The following is a 7,971-nucleotide window of genomic DNA, read 5'->3' on the forward strand; positions in this document are numbered from 1 at the left end:
AATGTCAAAGCGGGGTAAGAGTGATGCCCCATTTTTTCCAAGAGTCTCGTACGCGATCATATTTCCTTGCGGCAGCGTCCTTAAAAGGACCATCAGACAGCAACGACGAGATTAATATGTATGGCGTCGCTATCAATGCAAAGATGGGTAATAAGACAATCCAGCAAAAGATCCCAAAGATGAATTCGATAATTACCGTCATCGCAATCGTGTTCTAGTGCAAGGTATCGATACGCTTTGCAAAAGCAAAATCATTCACCATTGCTCGAAGTGGCTGGCGGTGATGTGTCCTATTGTGATCGGAGGACCAAGCCAATTTCTTTCGATATCATGCCTTCAAAATTTACGTTTGGATCGAAGCCTACGTGTTTGTATCGGATCTTTCCATTCTGGTCGATGATAAATAACGTTGGTATTCCTTCCACGTTGTACATGGTTGAGATATCGATGATGTTGCAAAGAACAGTCAATGTATATTTATTCTTATCAAGAAATTCTCTCACTACTGATGAGTCCAAGTCTGTACTTACAGCGAGGAACACAATGTCTGGATCGTTCTTAAGAGAATCAGCGAGCTTTTGAAGATGTGGTAGTTCCGCAACGCACGGACCACACCATGTAGCCCAAAAGTCCAGAACGACCATCTTTCCCCTATAATCTTTGAGAGAATGATTTATTCCTTTCAGGTCTGGCAAGGTAAAGTTATTTGCCTCTTTTGCGGTTCTTAACTGGGCAGCCGAAATCGCGGAATCGATATTTACGATTCTTTTTTCCGGTATTGCCACTCTAAGGTTTGATTCTCGTCCCGCCAAGCTTTCCACAGCCGATCGCACTTCAGGATCCTCCTTAATTGAAAGGCTCGAGGTGTAAGCTGAGATCGCATCTTTGGGTTTCCCCAACCTTTCGTATGTCTTCCCCAATTGAAAGCGAATATCCGCCTCAGCCCATTCTGCTTTTCCCATGGCAGCTTGAAACTCTTCAATTGCCTTCTTATAATTCCCAAGTTTGAAGTGCGCCTTGCCACAATCACCTCGATATTTGGCGGCCATGGATTTTGACAGCCCGTTGAGCGTAGTCTCCGAGGTTTTACCGAAGGCGTGATAGCCGAACATGTTCTGCGGGGTGTTCAATGAGATCGCCTTTTTAAAGTATTCAAAGGCGAGGGGTGTTTCCTTGTCCATAGAAATCAGACGCTTCGCAAAATAATCAAAAAGGTCTGGGTCGGGACTGTTCGACTTTCCCACTTCCCGTGCCACTTTGATCGCTTCAACCGTATCTTTTCGTGAAATATAAAATCGATACAGATCCTGCCATGCTTGACTTGGAGCTCTTCGATCGTCTATCGGAGCTGAAGAGCGAATTGCGTTTCTGGCGAAATTAACTGCTCTCGCTGAATCGCGTCGAGCGTAAAGAGAGAACAATTGGGTTGTGATTGCAAACTGAGGTACATAGCTTGGATCATTCATTCGATAAGCATCTTCGAACAGCTTTATTTTCTCACCCTCGTCCGCCGTGAGCAGCGCCAGGTTATAATACGCTACTGACACATGGACCGAATCAGGATAGTGTTCGACGAGATAATGCAGAAGCTCGTTCCGTTGGTCGGTTTTGCCTATCGCCTCCAGAAGCCCCTGCTTTTCCAATAAGAGGTCAATGGAATTTGGGAGATGTTGTAATCCGATAGTTAGGAGACTCTCCGCATCGGCATATTCTTTGTTATACATGAAGAGCCCGATTAGGCTGTTATAGGCCCGGACAAAGGTGGGGTCAATCGAAATAGCTTTTTCTAGCTCTTCTTGTCGTTTCTCTTTGGCCTCGATAATCAATGATAATAGATAATGATAGAGCGAAGCTTGGGGATGGGTTTCGACTAACTTATGATATTCTCCTAGAACAGCTTCCTTATGTTCGAAATAAAAATATTCCACGTCTTGATACTTTTCGTGAGCGTCCAAGAACAGCGGATCGATGCTTATGGCTTTCTTAAATTCCTGTCCGGCATTATTCCAATCACTCTGGTTTAGAAGTTCAATCCCCTTCTTATAATGACTAACCGCCTGTTCGTCTGTGAAGGAATATTGCTTTGCCGTAAAAAATAAGAAGAGTGCGATACTTAGAAATACTATTCTTATCGACATAAGTAACTCCTTCTGTTCTTGAAGCGGCTGAAATATATCGTGGCCGCAAACATTACCAATGATGGTGGATAATTTATCATTTCAAAAAGAGCGCCTTCCTCGTCTGCACAAACTCTCCAGCCGCAATCCGATAAAAGTACAATCCGCTTGATCTGGTGCCGGCGTCCCATATAACGGTGTATGTGCCAGGCGGTTTGTCCTGATCCACGAGCGTAGCGATTAGTTGTCCGAGAGGGTTGAAGATTTGCAATCGCACGTGGGCTTGCTTTGGGATGCTGTAGGAAATTGAGGTTGAGGGATTAAAAGGGTTGGGATAATTTTGATGAAGAGCATACTCAGCCGGTATTGAATTATTACCATCGTCCTTTACCGATGATACAATTCCGTTTCCGTCCGTCTTAACGAGATAAACTTCGGCGTTTCCAAATCCGAAAGGAAAAGTATATCCACCGATGGCGTATCCGCCATCTGACGTTTGCAAAACGCTTCTCGCGGTAATATCGGTGTACATTCTCGTCCAAACTACATCGCCCAGGGTGTTTATCTTGATCAGCGAACTGTTTCCGCTTGAACCAATGCTCCACGTGATGAAAATGAACCCGTTATCTGTTGTCTGCTCAATATCAAGGCTCCTATCAGCGCTGCTTGCGGTATAAATTCTTGTCCAGAGTACATCGCCCGATGAGTCAGTCTTGATGACGTATGAATGCTGATGGCTCTGGGCGGTACCGAGTGAATCAATCATTCCTGCGATAATAAACCCGCCATCCGAAGTTGATTCAATTGAGTTTCCAACCGTGAATCGGATTCCACCGCAAGTTTTCAACCATAGCTGCTTTCCCACAGCGTCTGTTTTGATGAGATACACAGTATAAGCGCTGTCACCAAATGACCAGCTACCTCCCGTGAAAACGTAACCACCATCCCTGGTTTGCAAGACAGAATACGCTACGTCATAGCTAGTGCCGCCATATGTTTTTGTCCAGAGAGTATCCCCTGACGCACTTGTCTTGATAAGGTAGGCATCGTACGACGTGACTGCTGACCAAGAGATTCCTGCAAGAATGAATCCTCCGTCGGAAGTTTGTCGAACACAATAACCTTGCTGCGCACCAATGTCACCAAACGATCTTGTCCAAATTGTGTCACCGATTGAATCTGTCTTGAGGAGATACGCCCCCTTTGAACCAACTTCAGAAGTCCCTGCTATGATATATCCACCATCGGATGTCTGGCGAACAGAATAACCTTGATCGTTGCTTACGCCGCCATAGGTTCTTGTCCAGAGAGTATCACCATTCGTTTTTGTTTTTATTAGGTAAACATCCCACTCGCCAGCACCGTATGATTGGGTAGCTCCTACGATGATATATCCCTTATCTGAGGTCTGCTGGACAGAGAAACCGATATCATCACCGGTACCGCCGTATGCCCTTTTGAAGGTGTTTTGAGCAGGCAAGGAAACAAATGTTATACCGAAGAGCAATATGAAAAGGTAGGAAGATTTCATTAATCGTTTTCCCGGGAAGGCTTTTATCCGATCACGTACGATGTCGTCGTCTCAATCCTTCGTGGTCTCTGCGACGACGCACTTAAGTGACAGATTACGGCGAAGAGGACGTTCTTAAGGATGCGAGCAGTTTTACGTAGGCCATAGCGCATACCTCCATTGAACGCGCATTAATGGAAAGTAAAGCTTTAAATGGGAAAAAAGCAATCGATCGGATCCGCGATCTCGGATATTGAAGTCGGATATGATTATCTCGTTGCGGGAATTGGATTTGTCTTCCAACTCTTATCGTTTTACCTAGGATTTTTACCGCCCCTCGACGGTCCTCATATGCGGCATTCCAGTAATTTGAAATACTTTGGAGACCTTCGCAACGCTTGCGACCGAATCGAATGGAACCTGGGCGTATAATTCTCCTACACCCGGGTATTGATCGACCTTCACTCCCAACGTCTTGAAGAATTTTAGAACTGCTTCATCGCACCCTTTTCTTGTATCACAGATATAGAGTCCGATTTTCGCCTTCGCCGCTAGGATTGAATCCAAAGCTGGTTTATCTAGTCCCCTGAGCCATATTTGAACGTGAATCAAACGCCTTGTTGAGTCGGTAGCCGGAATATTTGCATTCTCCAATTCCTTGATCTTTCTTAGCTGTCCGTCATCGATTTTCTGCAGATACAGAGGTAGCAAACTGCGTGCATGGTAGATTGAATCTCGCCTTCGCTCTAAATCTCGTGTCCCTTTTTCTTTCGAAGGCGCGCGTTTTTGCAGTGAATCATTCCACGCGTTAGAGTATTTAATTCCCTGGGGCTGCGATCCAGAGATATCATATAGGGGTGACGAAGCTAGGATTACAAATACAATATACCGGGATGATCGTTTCATGGTATTCTTAGTTATTCCCTCCCAACATTCCACCCAGATTGCCGAGCCCGTGTGAATGCAGAAATTAATTTTAGAATGACTTACCGCCGTCTGACGTATTGCACTCCTACCGCTTGTTAGATTTTCAAATCCTTCTTGAATGCATCTCTTAAAGCTAAGCGCCAAGGAAAGTATCGAAAAGCGGAGGAACTGTGAACGGGATGCTAGAGCGACAAGAGGGTCGCGGCGGTTGCGCATTTGGATTTCGTGCAGCGAATCAAGTGATGACAGTTTAAAAGTGCCAGTTCCCGGAGCCGAGTAGATTTGGTGGAAACAGGAAGAGGAGAACAAGACCCACGCCTGACGCGATACCGACTACGAGCAAGACCGTGTTGTTGCCGGAAACACTACTCACATCTATTTGCCTGATGCTTTCAACTGGGATCATCCCAATAAACCTCGACGGTACATGATTTGACTCCAACCGTCCAACACACCAAAGACCCGCGCCTTGCGCGGATGTGACGGTGAAGCAATCTGATTTCAGACATCGAATCTTTGAACCATCGGAAAGACCAAAATTGAAATAATACCTTTTTTCCTGTGAAACAAATCCAGTCGCCGACACTGAATCGATTTCGCTCGAATCAATGGTGACCGGTTGGATCGAACCTTTGAATGATTCACGTATACCGGCCTTTCTGTCAAATCGTTCTCCCACTTCTACATAGATAAAATCGGAGGGTTTCTTCACTTCGATATGATGGTACTCCTCGGACTCGATCCTAGAGCCATCCTTGAGCGTTACGAGAATGTTCTCATCTTCTTTAGGATGGCTTTGAAGTCTATCTTGCTCAGTCAGCGTAAAGGATGAGTAGCATCCTTCGAGCAGAAGTGAGGAGCAGAGAAGAATGCTAAGAAGATATTTCATTGCAAACCTCTCTTGATTTTCTGTAACCGACCTTCTGCAATCACTCGGCTTCGGACGCAGTAGGTTTCGTCACCGATTTGTAGCCGAACCTAACGGTTGCGCCATCTCTTCGCTTCCTTTATTTAGGATGAAAGCGAGGATAAGCAATCTGAGAATAGATGATGCAAGTCTATACGGGGGGCATATCAGGGTGATCATGGATTAACCTCATCTCTAGGATTAAGATTGCAACTGGGAATACTAGTGCGGCGGGCCAAATGGATGTGATTAGAATTCATTGGTTTTTCATCCGATGCTTCCTTTAGAGAGTATTTCATGTGAATACAGTTTGGTGAGGACCCACAACCTTGAGAAGTGACACGCCCCCGGGCGGTGAGCAGCGATATTGATTCATGCGAAGCGACCTATTGTCATGTTGGGCGCCCTTACGCAATATCCTGAACTTTACCCGGAAGCCATCTGAAAGTCACATTTCACGTAATACTTTATTTCCAATTCTGGAAATAGGCAACATATTTGGTCCTTGTTAGATTAACCTGATGCCTGCTATCCCCGGATTCTATTGTCGCACCCATGTTGTATCCGTCAAACCATTATTGGCTTCAAACCATTCGTCGCCGCTATTTGATGAACGAAAGACTCCAATTTTAGTCGCGACAAGAATAGGGCCATTAGGGGTAACAGCTAATACACTTAGACTGGTATCGGTCAACCCATAATTTGCTTTACTCCAATTCACTCCCTCATCTGATGAGCGGAACAAACCAATATGAGATGATGCAAAAATGAATCCATTTGCGCTCCGCTGCAAACCCGTAAAAGAACTGCCAAAATCTAGATAGAGCACTTTCGTCCAGCTAGTGCCGCCATTTGTGGATCGCCAAACGTAAGGATTACAACATGTGTATACAAAGATATCTCCATTGTCGGTTGCAACGAATCCTGTTATGGTAAGGGGCTGTGATCGCCAGACAGTTGTCCATGTGACGCCGTAATCCGTCGACGATATCGCGCTGTCTCCACGTTCCGCATAGAGTCTTTCGTTATTATCCACTCCAAAAATATTCTGAGAGACCCCTGGCCCCAATCGAACCCAAGAATTCCCGGCATCCGTGGAACGAAAAATCCCGTTCAAACCCGCACAATAGAGATTATGAGAATGCACCCATAATCGAGTGTAAGATCGAAAAGAACCACCTGGGGTAGGGGATACTAGAGTCCAATTCAGACCTTCATCCACGGACCGAAGAATTCCCGACCATTCACTCCCGTAACAGCCTTCAGTGCCACAGCTGGGGAACGAAAATGCAATTGTAAAAAAATAACCATTTGAATCCATCGCATCTATTCGGGTGATGTCGATTCCATCGTACTTACCAATCGCGAGCTTCCGCCAGTTGCTGCCATCATCGGTTGTTCGATAAATCGCTGATGAACTCGTGCAGTATCCATTTTCGATTGACCCGAAGGCAAATCCGGAAACTTCGACAGGAGTAAGAACTCGAACTGGTGGAATCATTGGCTCTTCCGGAGTCGTCGTTTTGCATCCCTCAGCACCTATGATGAGAAGCGACCAACTAGAAAGAATTATGATGACAACATATTTCATAATGTTTCCCTCAACATATATTGAGTATTCAACAAAACATATTCTTGGCATGCCAGCGCTTGAGCCAAGGACGGTCCCGATGCAACAGGGGGCAAAGGCTGTTTCAGATCTACCAATACCGCGAACATTTCTATCAAACATATCACCATTCCCACTACGACAAGTACCTTTAGTGCTTTAAACAGGATTGCTCCTCCTGAAAAGGTGATATTGAATGGTTCGATGAATTACGTGTTGTCCGGTTAGCGCTTACCTCTTGGGCTTTCCATTTCCGATTTCGAATGTGGAACTCTTCTGACCCATCTGAGAGAGCGATCCATTGAACATGTTGAACAGCCTCACGTTAACGGTATAGGTTCCCCGCGGGAGCGTTCCGATTGACGCCGTCGCAGACCAAGGACTAATGATCTGCAGCGATACTTGAGGGGTTGTTATGGTCACGTCGAGACTGATCGTGAAGTTGGAGACACTGGCGATGGTGTTGACGTCCGAGTAGCTAGTGGGCCATTCACCGCTCGCAGTCAATGTGATCGCATCGATTACCCTCGGCTTGGCGGGTGAGACTTCGATAGAATCGATTTGGGCAAGTGCGATTCCTCCTCCGACGATGTACAAGATGGCGATGCTGGCGACTGCAAATAGGGCGTTCTTCACTTGAATCCTCCTCTTTGAATGCTTTGCGGCGAAAAGGTATGAATACAGATGTGTGGATCCCCCCCCGGGAGTAGCCGATGCTACTCGGGGAAGGTAGCTAATGAAGGGGTTAATGTCAACGAAACGATTTGACTCACTAAAGATCTATTCCAAATGGGGTTGTTGCCTCACGTATATTTCTATTCCAAAATCAGTGGAGATTTTCGACCTTTTGGTAACCATTCCGAGAGGTCGATCCCATGGGACTTACTATGCGTGAGAAGCA

The 7,971-nt window shown here is 45.7% G+C and carries 6 protein-coding genes; all 6 read right to left on the reverse strand.

The window, feature by feature from the left end; all coding sequences use genetic code 11:
• Positions 1-290: 290 nt before the first annotated feature.
• Positions 291-2,138, reverse strand: a complete 1,848-nt coding sequence (locus VI215_06270; protein ID HEY6191919.1) for a redoxin domain-containing protein — start codon at positions 2,136-2,138, stop codon at positions 291-293.
• Between the two features lie 76 nt (positions 2,139-2,214).
• On the reverse strand, positions 2,215-3,648 hold the full coding sequence (locus VI215_06275) for a T9SS type A sorting domain-containing protein (protein HEY6191920.1): 1,434 nt from the start codon (positions 3,646-3,648) through the stop codon (positions 2,215-2,217).
• 306 nt (positions 3,649-3,954) lie between these two features.
• Positions 3,955-4,533: a hypothetical protein gene (locus tag VI215_06280; GenBank protein ID HEY6191921.1), complete on the reverse strand. Its 579-nt coding sequence runs from the start codon at positions 4,531-4,533 to the stop codon at positions 3,955-3,957.
• Positions 4,534-4,804: 271 nt separating this feature from the next.
• Entirely contained in the window at positions 4,805-5,443 is a 639-nt protein-coding gene (locus VI215_06285) for a hypothetical protein (protein ID HEY6191922.1), read from the reverse strand.
• A gap of 559 nt (positions 5,444-6,002) precedes the next feature.
• A complete protein-coding gene (locus VI215_06290; protein HEY6191923.1) occupies positions 6,003-7,052 on the reverse strand; it encodes a hypothetical protein in 1,050 nt (349 codons plus the stop codon).
• 249 nt (positions 7,053-7,301) lie between these two features.
• Complete coding sequence (locus VI215_06295) at positions 7,302-7,706, reverse strand: hypothetical protein (protein HEY6191924.1); 405 nt, start codon at positions 7,704-7,706, stop codon at positions 7,302-7,304.
• Positions 7,707-7,971: the final 265 nt, after the last annotated feature.

The organism is Bacteroidota bacterium, from assembly GCA_036522515.1.
Lineage (GTDB): Bacteria > Bacteroidota > Ignavibacteria > UBA10030 > SZUA-254 > VBOC01.

Excerpts from the sequence above, each read along its gene's own strand:
- VI215_06280 (HEY6191921.1), bottom strand. The coding sequence starts at position 4,533 with ATGAAACGATCATCCCGGTATATTGTATTTGTAATCCTAGCTTCGTCA.
- VI215_06290 (HEY6191923.1), bottom strand. The coding sequence starts at position 7,052 with ATGAAATATGTTGTCATCATAATTCTTTCTAGTTGGTCGCTTCTCATC.
- VI215_06285 (HEY6191922.1), bottom strand. The coding sequence starts at position 5,443 with ATGAAATATCTTCTTAGCATTCTTCTCTGCTCCTCACTTCTGCTCGAA.
- VI215_06275 (HEY6191920.1), bottom strand. The coding sequence starts at position 3,648 with ATGAAATCTTCCTACCTTTTCATATTGCTCTTCGGTATAACATTTGTT.
- VI215_06270 (HEY6191919.1), bottom strand. The coding sequence starts at position 2,138 with ATGTCGATAAGAATAGTATTTCTAAGTATCGCACTCTTCTTATTTTTT.